Source organism: Williamsia muralis NBRC 105860 (genome assembly GCF_001598915.1).
Classification (GTDB): domain Bacteria; phylum Actinomycetota; class Actinomycetes; order Mycobacteriales; family Mycobacteriaceae; genus Williamsia; species Williamsia muralis.
Genome location: NZ_BDAP01000005.1, coordinates 387,358 through 410,678, shown reverse-complemented (window position 1 = coordinate 410,678; position 23,321 = coordinate 387,358). Strand labels below are relative to the sequence as shown.

The following is a 23,321-nucleotide window of genomic DNA, read 5'->3' as shown; positions in this document are numbered from 1 at the left end:
CTCATGTCGAGCACCGATGAACGTCGTTTCGAAGTACTTCGCGCCATCGTCACCGACTATGTCGCGACGCAGGAGCCGATCGGCTCCAAGGCACTTGTCGATCGCCACCACCTCGGTGTGTCCAGCGCCACCGTCCGCAACGACATGGCCGTCCTGGAGGCCGAGGGGTACATCACCCAGCCGCACACCAGCTCCGGCCGCGTTCCGACGGACAAGGGATACCGCCTGTTCGTCGACCGCATCAGCGAGGTGAAGCCGCTGTCACCGGTGGAGCGGCGCACGATCCTCAGCTTCCTCGATTCCGGCGTCGACCTCGACGACGTACTCCGGCGGTCGGTGCAGTTGCTGGCGCAACTCACCCGGCAGGTCGCGGTGATCCAGTACCCGGTGCTCTCGTCGTCCTCGGTCCGCCACCTCGAGGTGGTCGCACTGACCCCGGCGCGGTTGCTGCTGGTGGTGATCACCGACACCGGCCGTGTCGAACAGCGAATCGTCGACCTCGGCTCCGACCTGAACGACGAAGACATCAGCCGGCTGCGCGACATGTTCGGTGCCGCGCTGAACGGTCAGCGGCTCGAGGTCGCCTCCCACGCGGTCGCGGAGCTGGCCAACAAGGCGCCCGAAGACCTGCGTCAGCCGTTCATCCGGGTCGCGACCGTATTGGTGGAGACACTGGTCGAGCGATCGGCCGATCGGCTGCTGATGGGTGGCACGTCCAATCTGACCCGGGCCGCCGCCGATTTCGCGCCGATGGCCGGCGCCATGGGATCGGTACTCGAAGCGCTCGAAGAGCAGGTGGTGGTCCTCAAACTGCTGGCCGCCACACAGAACACCGGCACCGTCACGGTGCAGATCGGCGAGGAGACCCGAGAAGAGAACCTGCGTGGCACCGCCGTGGTTTCCACCGGGTACGGTGCCTCGGGCACTGTGTTCGGTGGTCTCGGCGTGCTCGGACCGACCCGGATGGACTATCCGGGAACGATCGCGTCCGTCGCCGCCGTTGCCAGATACGTCGGCGAGGTACTCGCCGATCGATGACGTGCAACGCCGCACACTGACCTGAACAACCCATCCGGACGCGCCTGCTCGGTGCTCCCGGAGATGAATCAAAGAACGGAAAATGCATCGCCGTGGCACGTGACTACTACGGGATCCTTGGTGTGGACAGAGGCGCCAGCGACCAGGAAATCAAACGCGCGTACCGCAAGTTGGCGCGCGAATTGCACCCCGACGTCAACCCCGATGAGTCGGCCCAGAACCGCTTCCAGGACGTGACCGCCGCCTACGAGGTGCTGACCGACCCCGAGAAGCGGCGAATCGTGGATGCCGGCGGTGACCCGCTCGAATCGGCAGGCGCCGGCGGTTTCGGGGGCTTCGGCAACGGCGGGTTCACCGGTGGCCTCGGCGACGTCTTCGAGGCGTTCTTCGGTGGCGCGGGAGGCGGCGGCGGACGGGGTCCGCGTGGTCGCGTCCAAGCAGGTTCCGATGCGCTGCTGCGGATGCGACTCGACCTCGACGAGTGCGCGGCGGGTGTCAGCAAAGAGGTGACGGTCGACACGGCGATTCTCTGCGACGTGTGCACCGGGTCGGGCACAAACGGCAACAGCAAGCCCGTCGTGTGTGAAACCTGCCGTGGCGCAGGCGAAGTGCAGTCGGTGCAACGCTCGTTCCTCGGCCAGGTGATGACGTCGCGGCCGTGCCCCACCTGTGGGGGCGCCGGTGAGACGATTCCCGATCCGTGTCACAAATGCGGTGGTGACGGACGAGTGCGCTCGCGCCGCACCCTCACGGTCAAGATCCCCGCTGGTGTCGCCGATGGCATGCGGGTTCGTCTCGTCGGCCAGGGCGAGGTGGGACCCGGTGGCGGTCCTGCCGGCGACCTCTACGTGGAGGTCCAGGAGAAACAACACAGCGTGTTCGTCCGCGACGGCGACGATCTGCACTGCACCGTTCGCGTCCCGATGGTCGACGCCGCCCTCGGTGGCGAGATCGACATCGACACGATCCTGGGCGGCTCCACCCGCGTGGTGATCGAACCCGGAACGCAGCCGGGCCAGATCGCCAAGATCCGTGGTCAGGGAATGCCGCACCTGCACACCGGGGTGCGCGGCACCCTGCATGTGCACCTCGACGTGGTGGTGCCGACGCGCCTCGATTCGCAACAGACCAAGCGTCTCAAGGAGTTCCGGAAACTGACACTCGAGGACCAGATCGAACTGGTACACGCCGGGTCGTCGAACACCGGGGGACTGTTCTCGCGGCTGCGTAACGCCTTCGCCGGGCGCTGACGCAGGGCCGTGCCGAGAACGCCGTCATGAGTCCGCCGCTGTTCTGGGTCGGCACCGTGCCGCCTGCCGGGGAGATCGCCACCGTGGACGGCGACGAGGGTCGCCATGCAGTCACCGTCACCCGGGTTTCGCCGGGCGAACGCATCATCGTGGCCGACGGTCTGGGGACCTCCGGGCTGGCCGAGGTGATCACGACCGAGGGCAAGGCGTCGCTTCAGGCGCGGGTACTCGATCACGTCGGCAGGTCCGCGCCGCGACCGCGGGTGACCGTGGTGCAGGCCCTGCCCAAATCTGAACGATCCGAGCTCGCTGTCGACCTCGCCACCGAGGCTGGCGCCGACGCGATCGTGCCGTGGCAGAGCGCGCGCTGCGTGGCGAAATGGGTTGGGCCCAAAGCGGACAAGGGTGTGGCGAAGTGGCGGGCGGCCGCTCGGTCGGCGGCCAAGCAGAGCCGGCGGGCCTTCATCCCGGAGGTGGAAGACCTGGCGGCGACGCGGGACGTCGTGGCACGCGCACAACAGGTCGTCGCTGCTGGCGGCATCGTCGCGGTCCTGCACGAGAGTGCCCCGACGAGCCTTGCCGCGCTGGACCTGTCGAGCGCTGCGGAGATCATGCTGATCGTAGGACCCGAAGGCGGACTGGACGATTCGGAAATCGATGCCCTCGTGTCGGTCGGTGCGGTCGCGGTCCTGCTCGGACCCGAGGTGCTGCGCACCTCCAGTGCCGCAGCGGTCGCGCTCGGTGCCATCGGCGCGCTGACCCCGCGTTGGGCGGTGGGCACGCCATGGAGGTGAGGGTCAAAAGGGTGAAACTCGCCTACGGCGAGCGTAATTCGCAGTTCGGTCACGTCTACCTGCCGACATCGCCCGCCGAGAACGGTGTGCCGGTCATCGTCCTCGTGCACGGCGGCTACTGGAGCACCGAGTTCGGGCTCACCATCGAGACCGCCATCGCCCGCGATCTCGCCGCCCGCGGAGCTGTGGTCTGGAACATCGAGTACCGCCGCGTCGGGGAAGAAGGTGGCGGATGGCCACGCACGGGCAACGACGTCGTCGCCGCGATCTCCGCGCTCGACGGCCCGGTCCGATACGCCTTGCCCGAGCACATCGCGTCCGCAGCCGACTGGTCGCGGGTCACCGTCATCGGACACTCGGCGGGCGGCCAGCTCGGGGTGTGGGCCGTGGCCCAGCTGGGCGCCGTGACCAAGAGAGCAGCGATCTCCACGGTGATCGCGCAAGCAGCACCGCTCGATCTGCAGTCGGGTGGACGCGCCGGACGCCCGTCACTGCGTGCGCTCATGGGGGCCTCGATCAAGCAGGCGCCGCAGCTCTACCGCGACGCCTCCCCGGTGGAGCAGGCACCTTTTCCCGCCCACGTCGTGGCGATCCACGGCGAACTCGATGAGTCCGTACCGGTCGAGGTGAGTCGCGACTACGTGCACCGCGTGGTGCACGCCGGCCAGTCGGCCGAACTGATCGTGGTCCCCGGTGAGGGTCATGACGTGTTCGTCAATCCGCGCAGCAGGGGTCATCGGGAGACGGTCCGGGTACTCGGTATCTGACGGCGCGAGGTCCGCCTTCGGCGAGCAGGCGAAATATTGACGTGAAACCGGGCGTTTCATCGACGTAGAATCAATCGAACCCAGCGGCAGAGCAGGAGAAAAGAACTTCGTGAGAGATGACAACAGCGCGACCCGAACCAGCGACGACGCGGACGGGACATCGGCGCGTACAACGGTGACTACAACCCTCGAAGTGTCACCGGATGTCATCTTCGGACTGCTGGGCGCTGGTGACAAGAATCTGAAGCAGCTCGAGTCCGATCTGACCGCCGACATCCATGTACGTGGCAACGCCGTGAAGCTGACCGGAGAACCCGCCGACGTGGCGATCGCCGAGCGCGTTCTCGCCGAACTGTCCGCGGTGGTGCGGCGCGGAACCCCGTTGACGCCGGACCTCGTCCGGCACAGCGTCGGCATGCTGACCGACGGGTCGGGGGCTTCGCCTGCGGAGGTGCTGAGTCTGGATATCATCTCCAGGCGCGGCAAGACCATCCGGCCCAAGACGCTCAACCAGAAGCACTACGTCGACGCCATCGACAAGAACACCATCGTCTTCGGGATGGGTCCGGCCGGTACCGGCAAGACCTACCTCGCGATGGCCAAGGCTGTGCAGTCGTTGCAGGCCAAAGAGGTGAGCCGGATCATCCTGACCCGTCCTGCGGTCGAGGCCGGCGAGCGTCTGGGGTTCCTGCCGGGCACCTTGCACGAGAAGATCGACCCGTATCTGCGGCCGCTGCACGACGCCCTCCACGACATGATGGATCCCGAGGCGATCCCGAAACTGATGGAAGCCGGGGTCATCGAGGTGGCACCGCTGGCCTACATGCGTGGCCGCACCCTGAACGACGCGTTCATCATTCTCGACGAGGCGCAGAACACCACGGCCGAACAGATGAAGATGTTCCTCACCCGGCTCGGCTTCGGGTCGAAGATCGTCGTGACGGGCGACGTGACCCAGGTGGACCTGCCGGGCAACTCCGAGAGTGGGCTGCGTGCAGCAAGCCGCATCCTCGAGAACATCGACGACATCTTCTTCTCGCACCTCACCAGCGCCGACGTCGTACGCCATCGCCTGGTGTCCGACATCGTCGACGCCTATGGCCGAGATGAGGCAGCGGCAGAATTGCACGGCAATCGCGCACAGCGCCGTGCCGCGGCCGGCGGGCGTCACCGATGAACGCGGACTCACCCCGAACGACGGGCGGAGACCTGTGAGTATCGAGGTCTCCAACGAATCCGGCGTCGATGTGCCCGAAGAAATGCTCATCGACGTCGCCACCTTCGCGCTCGGCCGCATGGATGTACATCCGGCGGCCGAGTTGTCGATGGTGCTGGTCGACAGCGAGACGATGGCAGAGCTGCACATGCGCTGGATGGACCTGCCCGGTCCCACCGACGTGATGAGCTTCCCGATGGACGAACTGAGTCCGGGCGGACGCCCCGACACCGCAGGGCCAGGGCCTTCGATGCTCGGTGACATCGTGCTGTGTCCGGAGTTCGCGGCGGAGCAGGCCGCGACCGCCCGGCACTCCACCGACCACGAATTGTCCATCCTCACCGTGCACGGCGTGCTGCACCTCCTCGGCTTCGACCATGCCGAGCCCGAGGAAGAGAAGGCGATGTTCGGTCTGCAGGGCCAGATCATCGAAGACTGGTATGACGACCGGCGCGCTCGTGCCCGTGCCGCCCGGATGGCCCAGCGAGACGCGAAGCTGCTGCACAGCACCGGTTTCGACGACGACTCACCGACCTCCGAGGGAAGCTGATCACCAGTGCCCGCTGATATAGCCCCGCTGATCGCCGCAGTTGCGCTGGTATCGATCGGCGGCGTCTTCGCGGCCATCGACAACGCACTCGTGACGGTGTCGCCCGCGCGGGTCGAGGATCTGGTCAAAGACGGCCGTCCTGGCGCTCGCCGGCTTCGCGACGTACTCACCGATCGGGCCAAGTACGTTGCGCTGACCGTGCTGCTGCGCATCGTCTGCGAAACTGCCGCAACGGTTTTCGCTGCCGGATACGCCGTCGAGGTGCTCGGCACCCCCTGGGGTGTCGTGGTGGCCATCGGCGTGATGGCAGTGGTCAGTTACGTGGTGATCGGAGTGGGCCCACGCACCCTCGGCAGCCAGAACGCCTACTCGTTCGCGGTGAACTCCGCGGCTGTCCTGCAGATCATCGGGGTGCTGCTCACCCCGCTGACCCGGCTGCTGATCGCTCTCGGTAACGCGATCACCCCCGGAAAGGGCTTTCGCAACGGACCGTTCGCCACCGAGGTCGAGTTGCGTGAGGTGGTCGACATGGCCGAGCTCACCGGTGTCGTGGCCGCGGGCGAACGACGCATGATCCAGTCGGTGTTCGACCTCGGCGACACCAGCGCACGCGAGGTGATGGTTCCCCGCGGTGAGATGGTGTGGATCGAGGCGACGAAGACCGCTGCCCAGGCCACGTCGCTGGCCGTACGGTCGGGACATTCCCGTCTGCCGGTGATCGGCGAGAACCCCGACGACGTGCTCGGGGTGGTGTATCTGAAAGACCTGGTGCAGCGCGGACTTCCACCGGCTCAGCCGACTGCGGTGGAAGTACGCGAACTGATGCGCGAAGCCGAGTTCATCCCCGATTCCAAGCCCCTCGACAAGGTGCTCGCCGACATGCAGCGCAGTCGCAATCACATGGCGCTGCTGGTCGACGAGTACGGCGGTATCGCCGGTCTGGTGACCATCGAGGATGTGCTCGAGGAGATCGTGGGCGAGATCAACGACGAGTACGACACCGACGAGACCCCGCCCATCGAGGCTCTCGACGACGGCACTGACGGATATCGGGTGTCGTCGCGACTGCCGGTCCAGGACCTCGCCGAGTTGTTCGACGTGGAGTTCGACGAAGACGACGTGGAAACGGTCGGTGGATTGTTCGGTCTTGTCCTCGGCCGGGTGCCGCTGCCCGGAGCCGTCGTGGAACTTCATGGGCTCGAGTTGATCGCCGAGGGCGGGCCGAATCGGCAGGGGCGCGTACGGATCACGTCGGTGGTGGTGCACCGGATGCCAGAGAAAGAACTCGAGAAGAAAAAGAAGCGGAAGAAGAAGCGGGACGTGTCAGAAGCCGAGACCGTCGACACGGCCGACCATCAGCCGGACACCGCCGAACGCACCACCCAGCTACACGAGGAGGCGTCATGAGCCGACCAGCGGCTTCCGGACTCGATGACGAGGACAGCAAACTGTTGACGTTGGCGCGGGGTGCGATGGCTCGATCGGGCGGCGACACCGGCGCGGCGGTGCGGGACACCGATGGCAGGACGTATGCCGCCGGTGCTGTCGCTCTCACCTCCCTCCGGCTGTCTGCGCTGCAGGTGGCAGTGGCGATGGCGGTGGCCAGCGGCGCCAAGGGATTCGAGGCGGCGGTCATCGCGTCCGGTGCCGATGTGGGCGAGGATCCGGGTCTGGCACCGCTGACCGAGGTCAGCGCCAGTGCGTACGCGCTGGCAGTGGACTCTTCGGGCGACGTCCGGCATCTGGCGGTACCAGCGTGAGTGTTCCAGAGAGCGACTCCGACTTCCGTTCCGGTTTCGTCTGTTTTGTCGGCCGGCCGAACACCGGTAAATCGACGTTGACCAACGCGCTGGTGGGGGAGAAGATCGCGATCACCTCCAGTCGGCCGCAGACCACTCGGCACACGATCCGGGGCATCGTGAACCGCGAGGACACCCAGCTCATCCTGGTGGACACCCCAGGTTTGCACCGGCCCCGCACCCTGCTCGGTAAACGACTGAACGACCTTGTGCGCGACACGTATTCGGAAGTCGACGCGATCGGATTCTGTGTCCCTGCCGACGAGAAGATCGGGCCCGGGGATCGCTGGATCGCTCAGCAGCTCAAGGAGATGGCCCCGAAGACGCCCGTGGTCGGCCTGGTCACGAAGATCGACAAGGTCAAACCCGACCGCGTCGCCCAGCAGCTGATGGCATTGTCCGAACTGCTCGGACCCGACAGCGAGGTGGTGCCCATCTCCGCTGCCAAGGGCAAACAATTGGACGTGCTCATCAACGTCCTACGCGGATTGATGGAGCCGGGCCCGGCGTACTACCCCGACGGCGAATTGACCGACGAACCCGAGACCACCTTGATGGCCGAGTTCATCCGAGAGGCCGCGCTCGAGGGAATCCACGACGAGCTGCCCCATTCCCTCGCCGTGGTGATCGAGGAGATCATCGAACGGGAGGCTCCGGAAGGGCAGATCCCGATGGTCGACGTGCACGCGAATTTGTACGTGGAACGCGACAGCCAGAAGGGCATCATCATCGGGAAGAAGGGTGCTCGCCTCAAAGAGGTCGGCACGGTGGCCCGCGTTCAGATCGAGAAAGTACTGGGTGCCAAGGTGTACCTGGACCTTCATGTGAAGGTGGCCAAGGACTGGCAGCGCGACCCCAAGCAGTTGGGACGACTCGGCTTCTGACGGGCGCGCGACAACGACGATCGAGGGAGCCGCCCGATGGATCCGGACGTAGCGCGCAAAATCCGTTCACCGTGGCTCTGGCTCGTTCCTGTCGGCGCGGTGGTGGTGCTGATGTCGTTGCTGGCCGCGACGTACGTGGGTTCGGTGGCCGACCCGCAGAAACACCTCGAGAAGTTCCCGGTGCTCTTGGTGAACGAGGACGACGGGGGTCGGTTGCCCGCGCCGGGGGGCGGCGAGGGACCGGAGCAGAACTTCGGCGCGCAGATCGTGTCCGGGCTCGAGAAGGGCTCGGACACACAGAAATTCGATCTCGAGGTGGTCGACTCGGACACCGCGTTCCGCCGTCTGGACAACGCCGAGGCCTATGGGGCGATTGTCATCCCGCGGAACTTCACCTCGACATCGATCGAGTTCGCCGGATCGGCTGTGGGTTTCACCCAGGTCGATCGCCCGGTGATCCAGGTCTGGACCAATCCGGGTGCCGGCGCACTCGCGTCCTCGATAGTCACCGCCTACGCGGACACCGCTCTCACCGAGGCCAACACCACGTTCGGCAAGCAGTTGGCGGCCGGGGTCATCGATCAGGCCAAACAGGCCGGATTGACCGTGACAGGAGCGTCCCTGCTCGGGTTGGCCGCTCCCATCGACATCCGGATCGACCCTGCTGATCCACTCCCGGGCAACGCCGGCAACGGACTGACGGCGTTCTACTTTGCGTTGCTGCTGGTGCTCGCCGGGTTCACGGGATCGGTGATCGTGCAGACCCTCGTCGACGGCATGCTCGGCTTCGGTCCGATGGAGGTCGGACCCCTGTATCGACTGATGGCTCCGCTGAAGATCTCGCGGTGGGGGACCCTGGTGATCAAGTGGTGGATCATGTTCGTGATCGCCTTGGTTCTGGCCTCGGTGTATCTGCTGGTGTGCCGAGTGGTCGGGATGGATCTCTCCAACGCCTTCGCCCTCTGGATGTTCGGGGTTCTGGTGATCACGGCGGTCGGGGTGACGTGCATGTCGGTGGCCGCGGCCCTCGGATCCTTCGGTCTACTGGTGAACATGGTGGTGTTCGTGGTGCTGGGACTGCCGTCCTCGGGCGGCACCGTCCCGCTGGAGGCCACTCCCTCGGTGTTCCATTGGCTTGCATGGTTCGAACCGATGCATCAGGTGTATCTGGGCACGCGAGCGATCCTGTACTTCGACGTCAACTTCTCTGCCGGGCTCGGTCGGGCGCTGGTGATGACCGGCGTGGGCCTGGTCATCGGGTTGGTACTGGGCGCCGTGGTGACCCAGTTGTACGACCGCAAGGGCTGGCTGCGTGTACCCGGGGGATTGGGCCCTCGCCACCTCGCGGAATCGTCGAAATAAGCCATCTGAATACGCGTGGTATCAAATACCGGCGATTAAATGACGTTTGATCCGTGGCTTAGTGGGGAATAACACGTTCAATCCGTGACGGCGGCGAGTGAGTCGGGGCATGCGCCGCAGCGGTAGGGACATCGGCTGATGCCGGTGACGCGGTGTCCAATCAGCGGCACGGCAATTCCACGTGTTCGAACGCTGAAAGGCCATGCCGCGATGACGAATGACCTGACTCCTTTCTACGACGACGTCCAAGCTCATTACGACTTGTCTGACGAGTTCTTCGAGCTTTTCCTCGACCCGACCAGGACATATAGCTGCGCATATTTCGAACGCGACGACATGACGCTCGAAGAGGCGCAGCGCGCGAAAGTCGATCTTGCGCTGGGCAAATGCGATCTGCAGGCCGGTATGACACTGCTCGATGTCGGTTGTGGCTGGGGTTCGACCATGTTGCGAGCACTGGACCAGTACGACGTCAACGTCATCGGCCTGACGTTGAGCCAGAACCAGCACGACCACGTGGCATCGCTGCTCGAGCAGAGGGGTAACACCGGTCGCAGTGCCGAAGTGCGACTGCAGGGTTGGGAAGACTTCGACCAACCGGTCGACCGGATCGTCAGCATCGGCGCGTTCGAACATTTCCGGCGTGAGCGCTATGACGCATTTTTCGACAAGTGTCGCAACATTCTTCCCGCGGACGGTCGAATGTTGCTGCACACCATCACGCAATACAATCGACACGACATCCGTGCGCGTGGTCTCCCGATCAACAGGGAAGTGCTGGAGTTCGCCCAATTCATCCAGAACGAGATCTTCCCCGGAGGTCAGTTGCCCGAACCCAAGTGGGTTGTCGACGGTGCCGAGGCCGCAGGCTTCGCCGTCGAGCGGATCCACCCTCTGCAGCAGCACTACGCGCGGACATTGGAGATCTGGTCGGCCACGCTGCAAGAGAAGAAAGACCAGGCGATCGCGATCGCTTCACCCGAGGTGTACAACACCTACGTCAAATACCTCAGTGGGTGTGTGGACTATTTCCGGAAAGGCTATATCGACGTCATGCAGTTCAGTTTGTCCAAGCATCAGCCTCTTTCAGCGCAGCAATGAGCGTGCAGCAAGAAGCGGTTCCAACCGCAGACGTGGCAACCTCCCTCCTGGGTCGGCCCTACCGCCTGTCCGACACCTATGAGGTCGGGCGGGAGAAGATCCGGGAATTCGCCAGGGCAGTGCAGGACCACCACCTTGCGCACTACGACGTGCGGGTCGCACGCGCGCTGGGACACGAGGGGTTGGTGGCGCCGGTCACCTTCACCGCGATCCTGGGCGGCATATCGCAGCGCTGTGTCTTCGAACAGTTCCTGCCCGGCTACGACTTGAGCCAGGTGTTGCAGACCGAACAGCGCATCCGCCAGCATCGGCCGTTGCGCGCGGGCGACGACATCACCTGTCGGATCACTCTCGATGCCTTCCGGGCGGGGCACGGACAGGACTCGTTTGTTCTGAGAACCGACATGTCGGATCAAACCGGCGCCCTTGTGCAGACCGGGTGGACCACTGCGGTCGCCCGCTCGGGCGGGGTTGTCGACGAGAACATCGCCCAGGCCGTGGAGGGTATCTTGATGCGCGCCGCCACCGAGGCCGGCGGCGAGATCGGCTCGTCGATCGTGCATCTCGTGGAGGACGACACCGGCGCGCTGGAAGTCGCCGACTCCGTTGCGCCGCAACCCAAGCGGCGGTTCGCCGACGTCTCCGTCGGTGACGAGATCTCGGCCCGCACCGTGCAGGTCGCCCGCGGCGATCTGGTGAACTATGCGGGGGTGTCGGGTGATGAGAACCCGATCCACTGGAGCGAGCAGGTGGTCGATCTCGCCGGCCTCGACAACGTCGTCGCACACGGGATGCTCACCATGGCCTTCGGCGGCGGCTATCTGTCCGAATGGGTGGGGGACCCCGGGGCTGTGATCGAGTACGGCGTGCGTTTCACCCGGCCGGTGTTCGTCGAGGCGAACACCCCGGCAGAAGTGACGTACACCGGGAAGATCAAAGAGCTCGACGAGTCGACCCGGACTGCGACGATCGTGCTCAACGCCACCGCTCGCGGAAGCCGCATCTTCGGTAAGGCGACGGCCATCGTGCAACTGGCGTGATCGCCGGACCCGATCGGGTGCCTGGTGAGGCATGTCGGATCGGACGCCGGTCGGTGCCCGGTGGAACAATGTCCGGGTGAGGTTGTATCGAGATGAGGCGGTGGTCGTCCGCCAGCACAAGCTGGGCGAGGCCGACCGCATCATCACGCTGCTCACCAAGGAGCACGGGCTGGTCCGTGCCGTCGCCAAAGGAGTGCGGCGTACCCGCTCGAAGTTCGGTGCCCGGCTCGAACCGTTTGCGCACGTCGACGTGTTGCTCCACCCGGGTCGCAACCTCGACATCGTCACCCAGGTCTACAGTCTCGACACGTTCGCCTCGGCCATCGTCTCCGACTACGGCCGGTACACCACGGCCTGTGCGATCTTGGAGACCGCGGAGCGTCTGGCCGGTGAAGAACGGGCCCCGGCGGCCCGCCTCCAGAGGTTGACGGTGGGTGCGTTGCGAGCGGTCGCGGCGGCGGATCGGCCCAAAGAGCTCGTACTCGACGCATTTTTGTTGCGCGCGATGGATTTCGCCGGCTGGATGCCGGCGCTGGAGAACTGTGCGCGCTGCGGTGATCCCGGGCCTCACCGTGCCTTTCACGTGGCGGCCGGCGGTGCGGTCTGTGTGCACTGCCGCCCACCCGGTTCGGCGACGCCTTCACCCGGGGTACTCGACCTGATGGATGCGCTCTACCGTGGCCAGTGGGAACACACCACCGAGATCACCGAATCGGCTCGGCGGCAGGCCAGCGGTTTGACCGCAGCGCATCTGCAATGGCATCTCGAACGCCAGCTGCGCACACTGCCGCTGATCGAACGCGAGGCGCCACACCGCGGGCTCATCCCCGCCGGCGTGCCCATCGCCCCTGCCAGAAAGGACATCAGTGATCCAGCGACGACGCAGCGCGGCGCGGCAAGCTGAGGCACAGGCCGCAGCGGATGCGACATCACGGGTGATCCGTCCGCCCGACCCGCATCCGTCGGGCGCTCGGCCTCCGGAGATACCGGCCGAGTTCGTCCCCAAACACGTCGCCCTCGTCATGGACGGAAACGGCCGCTGGGCCACCGACCGCGGCCTCCCGCGTACCGAAGGCCACAAGCGCGGCGAGGCGGTGCTCATGGACACGGTCTGCGGGTGCATCGAGATGGGTGTCGGGTGGCTGTCCGCGTACGCGTTCTCCACCGAGAACTGGAGCCGCAGTCCGGACGAGGTCCGTTTCCTCATGGGTTTCAACCGCGACGTCATCAGGCGTCGGCGCGACGAGATGCACGAGATGGGTGTGCGTGTGCGCTGGGCCGGGCGACGACCACGGCTGTGGCGCAGCGTCATTCGTGAGCTCGAGGTCGCCGAGGAGCTGACCAAGGACAACACCACCATGACCTTGACGATGTGCGTCAACTACGGCGGCCGGGCAGAGATCGCAGATGCCGCCCGCGAGATCGCCCGTCGCGCAGCCGCCGGAACGCTGGACCCCGAACGCATCACCGAGGCCTCCTTCGCGCGATATCTCGATGAACCCGACATGCCGGACGTAGATCTGTTCCTGCGCCCCTCTGGGGAACAGCGCATCTCCAATTTCCTGCTCTGGCAATCGGCTTACGCGGAGATGGTGTATCAGCACAAACTGTTCCCGGATTTCGATCGCCGGGACCTGTGGGATGCGTGCGTCGAATACGCAAGCCGCGACCGACGTTTCGGTGGCGTGCCGGGGTCTTCCGGTGCCTGAGGCGCAGGGCGAGGCCGGACTCATCGCGCGAACCGCCGAGGTGCTGGCGTCGGAGGTCTCGGTGCAGCCGGGCGAAGACGATTCGCTCACCGTGTATTTCCAGGGCACCGTGGTCTCGATGCGTGCCTTGTCTCTCGCGCCCGGACTCGACGTGCTGTCCCTGACCCAGGTGCTCGCGTGGGACCTACCGGTGACCGATCAACTCCGAGCCGACGTGGAGCAGGCGTCGGGATCGTCCAATTTCGGCACCGTCAAACTCGCGGTGCACGAAGTGACCGCAGATGTGTTGTTGCACTACACGTTTCCGGCCGGCACCCTGTCCGACGAAGCGTTGCGCACGATGCTGATGATGGTGCTCGGTGTAGGGGCCGAGGTGGGTGCCCGGATCCGGGGATGACCGGTGTCTCGGCTGTTTCGACGGCCGGTTCAGGAGCAGGCGCTACAGCGGCCGAACACCTCGACCGTGTGACTGATGTCGACGAACCCGTGTTGGGCCGCGACCTCGGTGGCCCACTGTTCGACGACGTCGGCCTGCACCTCCACGGTGGTGCCGCACTCGCGACAGACCAGGTGGTGATGGTGATCGTTCGACGAGCAATGCCGGTATACCGATTCGCCCGAATCGGTCCGCAGCACATCGACCTGACCGGCGTCGGCCAAGGCCTGCAAATTGCGGTACACCGTTGTCAGCCCGATGGACTGTCCGGAGGCCTTGAGCTGATCGTGGAGGTCCTGGGCGGACCGGAATTCTTCGCTGCCCGAGAGCAATTCGGCGATGGCGCTGCGCTGCCTGGTGGATCGGACGCCGGTGACCGGACGCTGTTCGGTGCCTGAGCTCATGGCCGAGCCTCGCCGTTCGTGGACTCCTCGGTCGCGTGTGCGATCGCATCGGTGACGATGTGCGCGAGGTGGTCGTCGACGAGCGTGTACAGCACCTCTCGGCCCGAACGGCGGCCCTCGACGACGCCCGCCGATTTGAGCACCCGGAGATGCTGACTGATCAGCGGCTGCGGTACCGACAATGCACCTACGAGTTCGTGTACGCATCGTCCGCCGGAGAGCAGTTCGAGAACGATCGCGATACGGACAGGAGCCGACAGCGCGCGGAGCAATTCGCCGGCAGCGTCGAGGACCTGCTTGTCGACACGGTTGTCGGCGGATGGCCTGACTGTTCCCGCGGCAGCCATCTCTGATTGGCCGGTACCGGCGGAACGGCCGCTGAGGGGTTGGGTTGTCACGACTACTCCCGGGGTTCGAACGTACGAAAGCTCTTGACAACCATTTTCATATGCGTTGGACGCTATGTCAAACGTGGCGCGCTCGGCCAGGACGTCCGCGGCCGTGTCCCGGCCGCGCGCTGCCGGGGGACAGAGGCCCCGCGCGCGACCGTTAGGCTAGTCGCGTGGCAGGCAAAACCAATCTCGTGGAAACCGTCGTCAACCTCTGTAAACGACGGGGGCTGGTGTATCCGTGTGGAGAAATCTACGGCGGCACCAAGTCGGCCTGGGACTACGGCCCTCTCGGCGTGGAGCTCAAGGACAACATCAAGAAGCAGTGGTGGCGGAACATGGTCACCTCGCGCGATGACGTCGTCGGTCTCGACTCGTCGGTGATCCTGCCGCGCCAGGTGTGGGAAGCCTCCGGCCACGTGGAGACCTTCAGCGACCCACTGGTCGAGTCGCTGCACACGCACAAGCGCTACCGCGCCGACCATCTCATCGAGGCCTACGAGAACAAGCACGGCCACCTTCCGCCCAACGGACTGGCCGACATCAACGACCCGGAAACCGGCCAGCCCGGATCGTGGACCGAACCCCGGGCGTTCTCGGGTCTGATGAAGACCTACCTCGGCCCGGTCGACGACGAGGCCGGCCTCCACTACCTGCGACCGGAAACCGCGCAGGGCATCTTCATCAACTTCAAGAACGTGATGACGACAACGCGCAAGAAGCCGCCGTTCGGCATCGGGCAGATCGGCAAGAGCTTCCGCAACGAGATCACGCCGGGAAACTTCATCTTCCGTACCCGTGAGTTCGAGCAGATGGAGATGGAGTTCTTCGTCAAACCCGGCGAGGACGAGACCTGGCATCAGTACTGGATCGACTACCGGCTCAAGTGGTACACCGACCTTGGTATCGATCGGGACAACCTGCGTCTGTACGACCACCCCAAAGAGAAGCTGTCGCATTACTCCAAGGGAACGGTGGACGTGGAGTACCGCTTCGGATTCGCCGGAGGCGAATGGGGCGAGCTCGAGGGTGTGGCCAACCGCACGGACTTCGACCTCGGGACCCACATCAAGCATTCGGGCGAGGACCTGTCGTTCTTCGATCAAGCGTCCGGTGAGCGCTACGTGCCGTACGTGATCGAGCCGGCCGCCGGTCTGACCCGCTCGTTGATGGCCTTCCTCTGTGACGCGTACACCGAAGAGCAGGTCCCGAATGCCAAGGGCGGCACCGACACCCGCACGGTTCTCAAGCTCGATCGGCGACTGGCCCCGGTGAAGGTGGCCGTGCTCCCGCTGTCGCGCAACGAGCAGTTGTCACCCAAGGCGAAAGACCTCGCCGCCGAACTGCGCCAGAACTGGAATGTCGACTTCGATGACGCCCAGGGCATCGGCAAGCGGTACCGCCGCCAGGACGAGATCGGCACACCGTTCTGCGTCACCATCGACTTCGACACTCTCGAGGACAACGCGGTGACAGTGCGCGAGCGCGACACCATGACCCAGGAGCGGGTCGCCCTGGACAAGGTCGTCGAGTATCTGGCCGTCCGCCTGATCGGCTGCTGACCGCAGGCGCCGCTGCCTATGATCGCCGTAGGCAGCGTCGCCGATCAGTCAGGAGCGGGTCATGAAGAAGGTCTTGAAGTCTCTGTCCGAGGACGAGTACCGCTTGGTTCGCCAGACCAAGCGAAAGCAACTAGCCGACTTGGACGAGGACACACTGATCGAGTTGCACATGCGAACTCGGCGCGCCCGCAACAAGCACGTGAAGAATTACCGGCAGGCCGCTGCCCAATCCGTACGCGCGAAGGGCGGACGCGGTGCCGCCCGGCCCGCCACCAAGCACAACGCAGCCAAGGCGGAGGCCTTCGAGGCCGCTCTGGCGCGGGTGAGCAGGCAGCTGGGTGTTGTCGCGAAACGCAGCGCTGCCGAGCTCAAGAAAGAACGCCTGTCGAACGCGAAGGGCGAGGGCACATCGTTCAGCGGCCCTGCCGACGGCAAGGGCACAGTGATCTCCGAGGGGACCACCCGCGCTGACAAGACGCGGAAGTCGCCCGGCCGCAAGAAGATTGCGGCGTCGTCGAAGGCTGCGGGCAAACGTCGGCAGGCGAAGAAAGACAACCGCTGACGACCGGTGTGGTCGCGCCGTAGACGTATTCGGCAGCTGAACTGTCTGAAATCCGTCTGATCTGGGATACTCGGGTTCTGCAGCAAGCCGTCTGGGCGCGCATGGGGCGCGGCCGAGAGTGACGGCAGGAGAGTGGGTAGTTGTGTCTGTAAGCGGGAAAATCGTTCATTTTGATCCCAACAAGGGATTTGGGTTCTTGGCACCCGACGCCGGTGGCTCGGATGTGTTCCTCCACATCAACGACATCGACATCGACGAGCATTCGCTCAAACCCGGTGCGGCCGTCGAGTTCGACATCGAAGAGACCGACCGGGGATCCAAGGCGATCAACCTGGTGGTGACCGGTGCAGCACCAGCCGGATCCGCTCCGGAGCGTCCGCGGCGTTCAGAGGGCGGGCGCGACAGCGGACGCCCGGACCGCAAGCACGACAGCCGCGACGACCGCCGCAAGCCGCGCCACAACGATGCCGCCACCCTGGATGCGGGCACCTTCTCAGAGGAGATCACCGAGCTCCTGCTCGACGCTTCAGGAACTCTGACCGCCGCGCAGATCTTGGCGATCCGGCAGCGGGTCACCGACTTCGCCATCGCCCGGGGCTGGGTGTTTGACTGACTCGTCCGCGGGAACGCCCCCGCCGGTCCTACGAGCCGAGTACAACGAGGCCGATGTCGAACGGCTGGTCCCTGAAGGCTCAAAAGTGGCCGGACTCGCCGGCACCCGCAACGACTATCGCAGTGCCTTCGCCCGGGATCGGGCGCGGGTTCTGCACTGTGCTGCGCTGCGCCGGTTGGCCGACAAGACACAGGTCGTCGGTCCGCACGAGGGTGACACCCCCCGTACCCGGCTCACCCATTCCCTCGAGGTCGGCCAGATCGGCCGCGGGATCGCGATCGGGGTGGGATGCGATCCCGACCTGGTGGACCTTGCGGGCCTGGCGCACGACATCGGACACCCGCCGTACGGCCACAACGGTGAGCGCGCGTTGGACGAGGTCAGCAGCGAGTATGGCGGCTTCGAGGGCAACGCCCAGAACCTTCGCATCCTGACTCGACTCGAACCGAAAATCCTTGACGCCGAGGGACACAGCGCAGGACTCAACCTGACCAGGGCGTCGCTGGATGCCACGTTGAAGTATCCCTGGACGCGGCCGTCTCCCGGCGCGAAGTTCGGCGCCTACGGCGATGATTCGGCGATGCTCGACTGGATCCGCAACGGCCGCACCGATAAAAGGCAGTCGCTCGAATGCCAGGTGATGGACTGGTCGGATGACGTGGCCTACTCGGTGCACGATGTCGAGGACGGCGTGATGGCCGGGCGCATCGACCTGCGGAGCCTCGGAAACCCCACCGATCAGCGCGACCTGGCGGCAGTCGGACTACGTGAGTTCCCCGGCCTCGAAGAGAACGTGCTGATCGAGGCGGCGGCCCGGCTGTGGGGGATGGACATCGTGAACGAGGTCGGGGAGTACGACGGGACACTGGCTCGTTCGGTGGCTCTCAAACGGCTCACCAGCGAACTGGTCGGCCGTTTCGCGTCCGCCGCGATCAGCATGACCCGTCGAGAGGCTCAGGAGCGCGGTGTCAGCCGCTATCAAGCGGATCTGGTCATCCCGCCTGCCGTGGCAGCCGAGGTCGCGGTGCTCAAGACCCTGGCGTTGCGGTTCATTTTCTCCGATCCACGCCATCGTGCCCATCAGGCCCGCCAGCGTGACCGGATCCACCGGGTCGCCAACTGGCTGGTGCACGCCGCACCCGGCGGTCTCGACCCGTTGCTGGTTCCCGCGTGGCACCAGGCAGCCGACGACGCAGGACGCATGCGGGTGATCATCGACCAGATCGCGTCGATGACCGAGGGCCGTCTCGAGCGCATGGACAAGCAGAACCTCGGAGCGTCAGCCCACCTCGGCTAGCCCGGTTCTGGTGGGTTCGGGCGAGCGTTTGCGCAGGTCGGCGTCGCCGAAAGCCACCATTTTCGGGGGGCGGGTACCGACCGCTCGCAGCGGCCTAGACTTGCTGTCGTGGCAGGCCGAATTCCCGATCGCGACATCACCGCTATCCGCGAAAAGGCACACATCGAGGAAGTTGTCGGTGAGTATGTCGCCCTGCGCAAGGCCGGCGCCGATTCCCTCAAGGGACTGTGCCCGTTCCACGACGAGAAGTCGCCGTCGTTCCATGTTCGGCCCAATCACGGTCACTTCCACTGCTTCGGATGCGGTGAAGGCGGCGACGTGTACACGTTCCTGCAAAAGGTGGAGCACGTCAGCTTCGTCGAGGCTGTCGAGCAGCTTGCCGACCGGGTCGGGTACCAGATCAGCTTCGAAGGTGGCGGCACCAGCGTCGCCCGTGATCGGGGAACCAGAGCACGGCTGGTGGCGGCCAATGCGGCTGCCCAGAAGTACTACGCGGAGCAACTCAAGACCCCTGAGGCCCAGACCGCCCGCGACTACCTCACCGAGCGGTCGTTCGACGGCGCAGTCGCGCTGAAGTTCGGCCTGGGCTACGCGCCGGCCGGCTGGGACAAGATGACCAAAGCCCTGCTGTCTCAGGGTTTCGAGTTCGCCGAACTCGAGGCCGCGGGGCTCTCGAAGCAGGGACAGCGCGGCCCCATCGACCGGTTCCATCGCCGATTGCTCTGGCCGATCCGCAATCTCGGCGGCGACGTCATCGGTTTCGGTGCCCGCAAGTTGTTCGACGACGACAACATGGGCAAGTACATGAACACGCCAGAGACGATGTTGTACAAGAAGTCTCAGGTGCTGTTCGGTCTCGACCACGCCAAGAAGTCGATTGCCAAGGGCCATCAAGCTGTTGTGGTCGAGGGTTACACCGACGTGATGGCGATGCATCAGGCGGGCGTCACCACGGCGATCGCCTCGTGTGGCACCGCATTCGGCGAAGACCACCTCGCGCTGTTGCGTCGATTGATGATGGACGACAGCTACTTCCGCGGCGAGGTGATCTACACCTTCGACGGTGATGAGGCCGGAAAGGCTGCCGCGCTCAAGGCATTCGAGGGTGAACAGAGCATTGCCGGTCAGACGTTCGTCGCGGTGGCGCCCGACGGGATGGATCCCTGCGAGCTGCGCCAGGAACACGGCGACGCCGCCGTCCGGGATCTCATCGCCAGGCGTATCCCGATGTTCGAGTTCGCGGTGAAGGCTCTGCTGGGAAACTACGACCTGGATACGGCCGAGGGGCGGGTTCACGCTCTGCGGGAGGCGGTGCCCGTTGTCGCACGGATCCGCGACGTGGCGCTGCGGGACGAGTATGCGCGGCAGCTGGCCGGATGGGTCGGCTGGGACGACACCTCGCAGGTGTTGCGGCGGGTGCGCGAAGAAGCGGGCAAGCAGGCCAAAGCGGCCCGCTCCGGCGCCGCGGACACGTCGAAGAACCGGGACCGTCGGGTTGATGTGGTGCAGGACGCAGATCGGCCGAAGGCCGACTCGAAGACGCCGACCGTGGTTCGCCCACGTCCGTCCGATCCACGGTTGTGGGCCCAACGTGAGGCGCTCAAGGCCGCGCTGCAGTACCCCGCCATCGCCGGGACGGTGTTCGATTCCCTGCCGCCCGAATGCTTCACCGAGCCCGCGTACCAGGTCATCCGCGAAGCCATCGCCACCGCTGGGGGCACGGGGACGTCGCATGGGGGAGCGCAGTGGGTGGACAACGTCAGTCAGTGCCTCGAAGGCGCTGTGCTGGAGTCGCTGGTGACCGAACTCGCCGTCGAGTCGATGCCGGTGTCGGAGTACATGATTCCGAAGTACGTCGGCAGCGTGCTGGCCCGGCTGCAAGAAGTGTGGGTCGGTGCCCAGATCGCCGACCTCAAGTCGAAGCTACGTCGTATGTCACCCGGCGACGACCCCGATGCCTACAACGCGCTGTTCGGCGATCTGGTGGCCCTGGAGGCCTATCGGCGCAGCCTGCTCGAGCAGGCTGTGGCGCCTACTCAGGACGCCGGCTGACCGGTTGGGTCAGTTGTTGCGGACCTCATCGGGGCCCAACACGGTGGTGGTGTCGTCGATCTCACGCAACTCGGTGAGTTTGGGCTGGGTGCTGAGCTTCTCCGACAACTTCTGCCTGCCCACGTCCACAGCCTTCTTGGTGGCGGGCGATGCGGCGACGGTGCGGTAGGCGCGATTGATCTGCTCGTAGCGCTTGCGACCGGCTTTCGCCCCGAGGACGTAACCGACGCTGACAGCGGCGAGGAATCGAACCATAGGAAGTCTTGCCTCCAGTGCAGGTGACGGGCGAACACGGCGCCGTGTTCGCGATTGCTCGCCCCATCCTGCCTGATGTGGTCGGCGCACGCGGAACTTGCCTGGTCGGACGCCCCGCGAGCAGGCGATTTGGCATGTGCCCGCACCTGTAGGCTAAAGTCATTGTTCGGCGCTCGCGCCAGATATTCCCCCATAGCTCAATTGGCAGAGCTTCCGACTGTTAATCGGACGGTTACTGGTTCGAGTCCAGTTGGGGGAGCAAGTAAACCCGCTGCTCACAGCGGGTTTTTTGTTTCCCAGATGGCATGGCATGCCAGAAACGTGCCAGTGATCGGCGTGCACGACCGAAAGCGATTCGGCATGCATCCCAACCGATCCGACATAATTCTCACGCCATTGGCCGCGGTCATGGCCGTGGCACTCTTCCTCACGGCGATGTACGGCCTGTTCGTCGGCACATGCACCCTGTTCGTCGCAATGGGGTGGGCAGCATGATCCGCACCCGCGACGACGCCGAACAACAAATCATTCGCGACATCGCCACCGCCGGTCTCGCACCAGCCACCAACTACGACATCACCGGTATCGCGGACACCTGTCACGCGATCACCGGTAATTGGTCATTCGACCCCATCGACGATCGCACCTACGACCAGATCGTCACCAGACACGCCTTGTAGAGGCTCGCACCGTCGTTCTTCTACCGGCGCCCGACCATAACCAGCGCCGGCCGGTAAGTGCTGACAGCGCAAGGCGTCACAACCGGGTGGCGCGCCCAACCATCGACTGATCATTGACGGACCTGGGTCATACCGTGAAACCTTCTGGCCCCGTGCCGGACGGTCTAGCGGTCGTGGGATGACAGACGGTCAGCGGAAAAATGGGCTAGGGCCATGGGGGGTCATCAAGATCAGGGTCACCGGTAGGTGTCCAACGACAATCACTGAAAGGTCACACCATGAAGAAGAAAATCCCCTTCGATTCCACTCGACACATGCAGGCCCTCTGCTGTGTCTGCGGATCGCTGCGGCATCTGAATCGCAAGCGCGTGGCTGGTCGGCACTCGGGTGCCCTGGCCGGCACTCTCAGTGATTACACCCCAAGTAACGGCTACTCGCCCACAGGTGAGCCCCAAACAGCGACCGGTAAGCTCCCTGGCCACTGGGCGCACCAGCAACGCAAACCCGCGCACCTCCGGTCGATGGAAACGGAGTACGACCGAATGGTGTGCTTGGCAACGTGCGACGAATGCGACGAACGCACCCGGCACGCAATGATCTACCCCGAGACCCGGATCGATCGCGACAAACTCGAAGACGACATGCACCACGGCCGGCTAGGCAAGCCGGTCCTCTGAACTTCCTGCGAAGATCAGGTCGTGACCGACTGGTATCAAATCGTCCCGATCGCCGCGGGAGTGTCGGCGGCAGTGACTGTCGCGATTCGATGGTTCGACCGACCACGCGCCGTCCTGCGCCTCGAAGGCCGCCTGTCGCCGACATTCGACGAACATCTCAGCTCGGCCGGCAGAGTGACCGCGCACGCCTCACTTATCAATATTGGCGACGGCGACGCCTTCGATGTGAGGCTCTATGGGTCGGGATGCGACGCCGTTGTGCCGAGCCGCGCAGACATCCTGGAAGGCGCACCACCACTGTGGTCACACCGGCTGGCGGTGGTCCGAGCGGGCGACACGGTACGCCTCACGGTTGGTGTGCCCAAGCCCCTGGAGGGCGGCGAAGCGCTCATCGTGACATGGTCACCGAGCCCGAAACGATGGCTCAGAAAGACGGTTCGATTCGAGTTCGATCAACTGCCGTCCGAGGGCCTCTTTCCGCCGTCCGTCATGCCGACCGTCGACATTCCCAAGCATGTGCGCCGGACGAAAAAACTCGAGGAACTATCCCCGCGTGCAAATCACACACTGCAACGCGACGACGACAACCTCTAGGTCAATGACCTAGTTTCGGGTCCGATCAACACCCTCAAAACCGGCCTCAAAACGGGTCAAAATCCCTCGAAAACACCAGTTCTCGCCAGTTCTAGGGCCAGAACCGGCAATCGACAAGCATGAGAGCGACGGATCGTTAACAACCGACAACGCTCTGACCTGCGACGATGGCGAAAATGATCTGGGAAAAACCCCGGGGAGAGAAAACGCCTGACTGGGCAACGGAGTCAGGCGGGGGCGGGGTGTGGATTTTTCCGAGGGCACTTTCCGCGCTCGTTGATCGGTCCTGA

Annotated in this window: 27 protein-coding genes and 1 tRNA gene; 25 read left to right on the top strand and 3 right to left on the bottom strand. The window is 64.9% G+C overall.

Annotated features, from left to right (window positions below):
- The first annotated feature begins 3 nt into the window (after positions 1-3).
- The 15 genes from hrcA (at position 4) to WIMU1_RS19825 (ending at position 13,907) form a co-directional block, all read left to right on the top strand.
- Positions 4-1,038, top strand: a complete 1,035-nt coding sequence (gene hrcA, locus WIMU1_RS19895; protein WP_030171876.1) for a heat-inducible transcriptional repressor HrcA — start codon at positions 4-6, stop codon at positions 1,036-1,038.
- Between the two features lie 92 nt (positions 1,039-1,130).
- A complete protein-coding gene (gene dnaJ / locus WIMU1_RS19890; protein WP_023953972.1) occupies positions 1,131-2,288 on the top strand; it encodes a molecular chaperone DnaJ in 1,158 nt (385 codons plus the stop codon).
- Between the two features lie 26 nt (positions 2,289-2,314).
- Positions 2,315-3,082: a 16S rRNA (uracil(1498)-N(3))-methyltransferase gene (locus tag WIMU1_RS19885; RefSeq protein ID WP_062799731.1), complete on the top strand. Its 768-nt coding sequence runs from the start codon at positions 2,315-2,317 to the stop codon at positions 3,080-3,082.
- Positions 3,073-3,849 carry an alpha/beta hydrolase family protein gene (locus WIMU1_RS19880; RefSeq protein ID WP_062799729.1) on the top strand — a complete coding sequence of 259 codons (777 nt, stop codon included), beginning with the start codon at positions 3,073-3,075 and terminating at the stop codon, positions 3,847-3,849. The genes WIMU1_RS19885 and WIMU1_RS19880 overlap by 10 nt, the downstream gene beginning before the upstream one ends.
- A gap of 175 nt (positions 3,850-4,024) precedes the next feature.
- Positions 4,025-5,026 (top strand): PhoH family protein, encoded by a 1,002-nt coding sequence (locus tag WIMU1_RS19875; protein WP_245969243.1) that lies wholly within the window; start codon positions 4,025-4,027, stop codon positions 5,024-5,026.
- Positions 5,027-5,060: 34 nt separating this feature from the next.
- Entirely contained in the window at positions 5,061-5,615 is a 555-nt protein-coding gene (gene ybeY, locus WIMU1_RS19870) for an rRNA maturation RNase YbeY (protein ID WP_031331071.1), read from the top strand.
- Positions 5,616-5,621: 6 nt separating this feature from the next.
- Positions 5,622-7,022 (top strand): hemolysin family protein, encoded by a 1,401-nt coding sequence (locus WIMU1_RS19865; protein WP_062799725.1) that lies wholly within the window; start codon positions 5,622-5,624, stop codon positions 7,020-7,022.
- Positions 7,019-7,375, top strand: a complete 357-nt coding sequence (locus WIMU1_RS19860) for a cytidine deaminase-like protein (RefSeq protein WP_062799724.1) — start codon at positions 7,019-7,021, stop codon at positions 7,373-7,375. Before WIMU1_RS19865 ends, WIMU1_RS19860 begins: the two co-directional genes overlap by 4 nt.
- Positions 7,372-8,298 carry a GTPase Era gene (gene era / locus WIMU1_RS19855; RefSeq protein WP_062799722.1) on the top strand — a complete coding sequence of 309 codons (927 nt, stop codon included), beginning with the start codon at positions 7,372-7,374 and terminating at the stop codon, positions 8,296-8,298. Before WIMU1_RS19860 ends, era begins: the two co-directional genes overlap by 4 nt.
- A gap of 36 nt (positions 8,299-8,334) precedes the next feature.
- A complete protein-coding gene (locus WIMU1_RS19850; RefSeq protein WP_062799720.1) occupies positions 8,335-9,660 on the top strand; it encodes a YhgE/Pip domain-containing protein in 1,326 nt (441 codons plus the stop codon).
- 210 nt (positions 9,661-9,870) lie between these two features.
- Positions 9,871-10,761, top strand: a complete 891-nt coding sequence (locus tag WIMU1_RS19845; protein ID WP_062799719.1) for a cyclopropane mycolic acid synthase family methyltransferase — start codon at positions 9,871-9,873, stop codon at positions 10,759-10,761.
- 32 nt (positions 10,762-10,793) lie between these two features.
- A complete protein-coding gene (locus tag WIMU1_RS19840; protein WP_245968967.1) occupies positions 10,794-11,801 on the top strand; it encodes a fused (3R)-hydroxyacyl-ACP dehydratase subunits HadA/HadB in 1,008 nt (335 codons plus the stop codon).
- 76 nt (positions 11,802-11,877) lie between these two features.
- Positions 11,878-12,705, top strand: coding sequence for a DNA repair protein RecO (gene recO, locus WIMU1_RS19835; RefSeq protein WP_030171823.1), 828 nt, complete (start codon positions 11,878-11,880; stop codon positions 12,703-12,705).
- A gap of 31 nt (positions 12,706-12,736) precedes the next feature.
- Positions 12,737-13,510 (top strand): isoprenyl transferase, encoded by a 774-nt coding sequence (locus WIMU1_RS19830; protein ID WP_120802956.1) that lies wholly within the window; start codon positions 12,737-12,739, stop codon positions 13,508-13,510.
- Positions 13,503-13,907: a hypothetical protein gene (locus WIMU1_RS19825; RefSeq protein WP_062799715.1), complete on the top strand. Its 405-nt coding sequence runs from the start codon at positions 13,503-13,505 to the stop codon at positions 13,905-13,907. Before WIMU1_RS19830 ends, WIMU1_RS19825 begins: the two co-directional genes overlap by 8 nt.
- Before the next feature lie 29 nt (positions 13,908-13,936).
- Here the strand turns inward: WIMU1_RS19825 and WIMU1_RS19820 are convergent, their stop codons facing one another.
- Together WIMU1_RS19820 and WIMU1_RS19815 are read right to left on the bottom strand one after the other, a co-directional pair.
- Positions 13,937-14,350 (bottom strand): Fur family transcriptional regulator, encoded by a 414-nt coding sequence (locus WIMU1_RS19820; RefSeq protein ID WP_023953947.1) that lies wholly within the window; start codon positions 14,348-14,350, stop codon positions 13,937-13,939.
- Positions 14,347-14,697: an ArsR/SmtB family transcription factor gene (locus WIMU1_RS19815; RefSeq protein WP_062799889.1), complete on the bottom strand. Its 351-nt coding sequence runs from the start codon at positions 14,695-14,697 to the stop codon at positions 14,347-14,349. The genes WIMU1_RS19820 and WIMU1_RS19815 overlap by 4 nt, the downstream gene beginning before the upstream one ends.
- Positions 14,698-14,912: 215 nt before the next feature.
- Between WIMU1_RS19815 and WIMU1_RS19810 the strand changes: the two genes are divergently transcribed.
- The 5 genes from WIMU1_RS19810 (at position 14,913) to dnaG (ending at position 20,825) form a co-directional block, all read left to right on the top strand.
- Positions 14,913-16,301 (top strand): glycine--tRNA ligase, encoded by a 1,389-nt coding sequence (locus tag WIMU1_RS19810; RefSeq protein WP_062799713.1) that lies wholly within the window; start codon positions 14,913-14,915, stop codon positions 16,299-16,301.
- 61 nt (positions 16,302-16,362) lie between these two features.
- The gene (locus WIMU1_RS19805; protein ID WP_062799711.1) at positions 16,363-16,863 is read left to right on the top strand and encodes a hypothetical protein; all 501 of its coding nucleotides are present in this window, start codon (positions 16,363-16,365) and stop codon (positions 16,861-16,863) included.
- A 142-nt stretch (positions 16,864-17,005) separates the two neighbouring features.
- Complete coding sequence (locus WIMU1_RS19800) at positions 17,006-17,476, top strand: cold-shock protein (protein WP_023953939.1); 471 nt, start codon at positions 17,006-17,008, stop codon at positions 17,474-17,476.
- Positions 17,469-18,773 carry a deoxyguanosinetriphosphate triphosphohydrolase gene (locus WIMU1_RS19795; RefSeq protein WP_062799709.1) on the top strand — a complete coding sequence of 435 codons (1,305 nt, stop codon included), beginning with the start codon at positions 17,469-17,471 and terminating at the stop codon, positions 18,771-18,773. The genes WIMU1_RS19800 and WIMU1_RS19795 overlap by 8 nt, the downstream gene beginning before the upstream one ends.
- 108 nt (positions 18,774-18,881) lie before the next feature.
- Positions 18,882-20,825 (top strand): DNA primase, encoded by a 1,944-nt coding sequence (gene dnaG / locus WIMU1_RS19790; RefSeq protein ID WP_062799707.1) that lies wholly within the window; start codon positions 18,882-18,884, stop codon positions 20,823-20,825.
- A 9-nt stretch (positions 20,826-20,834) separates the two neighbouring features.
- On the opposite strand, the gene WIMU1_RS19785 is transcribed toward dnaG, so the two are convergent.
- On the bottom strand, positions 20,835-21,080 hold the full coding sequence (locus tag WIMU1_RS19785) for a hypothetical protein (RefSeq protein WP_023953933.1): 246 nt from the start codon (positions 21,078-21,080) through the stop codon (positions 20,835-20,837).
- 186 nt (positions 21,081-21,266) lie between these two features.
- Here WIMU1_RS19785 and WIMU1_RS19780 point away from each other — a divergent pair.
- The 5 genes from WIMU1_RS19780 (at position 21,267) to WIMU1_RS19765 (ending at position 23,031) form a co-directional block, all read left to right on the top strand.
- A tRNA-Asn gene (locus WIMU1_RS19780) sits at positions 21,267-21,339 on the top strand.
- A gap of 101 nt (positions 21,340-21,440) precedes the next feature.
- Complete coding sequence (locus WIMU1_RS26725) at positions 21,441-21,575, top strand: hypothetical protein (protein ID WP_255283885.1); 135 nt, start codon at positions 21,441-21,443, stop codon at positions 21,573-21,575.
- Entirely contained in the window at positions 21,572-21,760 is a 189-nt protein-coding gene (locus tag WIMU1_RS19775) for a hypothetical protein (protein ID WP_062799705.1), read from the top strand. The genes WIMU1_RS26725 and WIMU1_RS19775 overlap by 4 nt, the downstream gene beginning before the upstream one ends.
- A gap of 278 nt (positions 21,761-22,038) precedes the next feature.
- Positions 22,039-22,437 carry a hypothetical protein gene (locus WIMU1_RS19770; RefSeq protein WP_062799703.1) on the top strand — a complete coding sequence of 133 codons (399 nt, stop codon included), beginning with the start codon at positions 22,039-22,041 and terminating at the stop codon, positions 22,435-22,437.
- Between the two features lie 21 nt (positions 22,438-22,458).
- Positions 22,459-23,031 carry a hypothetical protein gene (locus tag WIMU1_RS19765; protein WP_062799701.1) on the top strand — a complete coding sequence of 191 codons (573 nt, stop codon included), beginning with the start codon at positions 22,459-22,461 and terminating at the stop codon, positions 23,029-23,031.
- Positions 23,032-23,321: the final 290 nt, after the last annotated feature.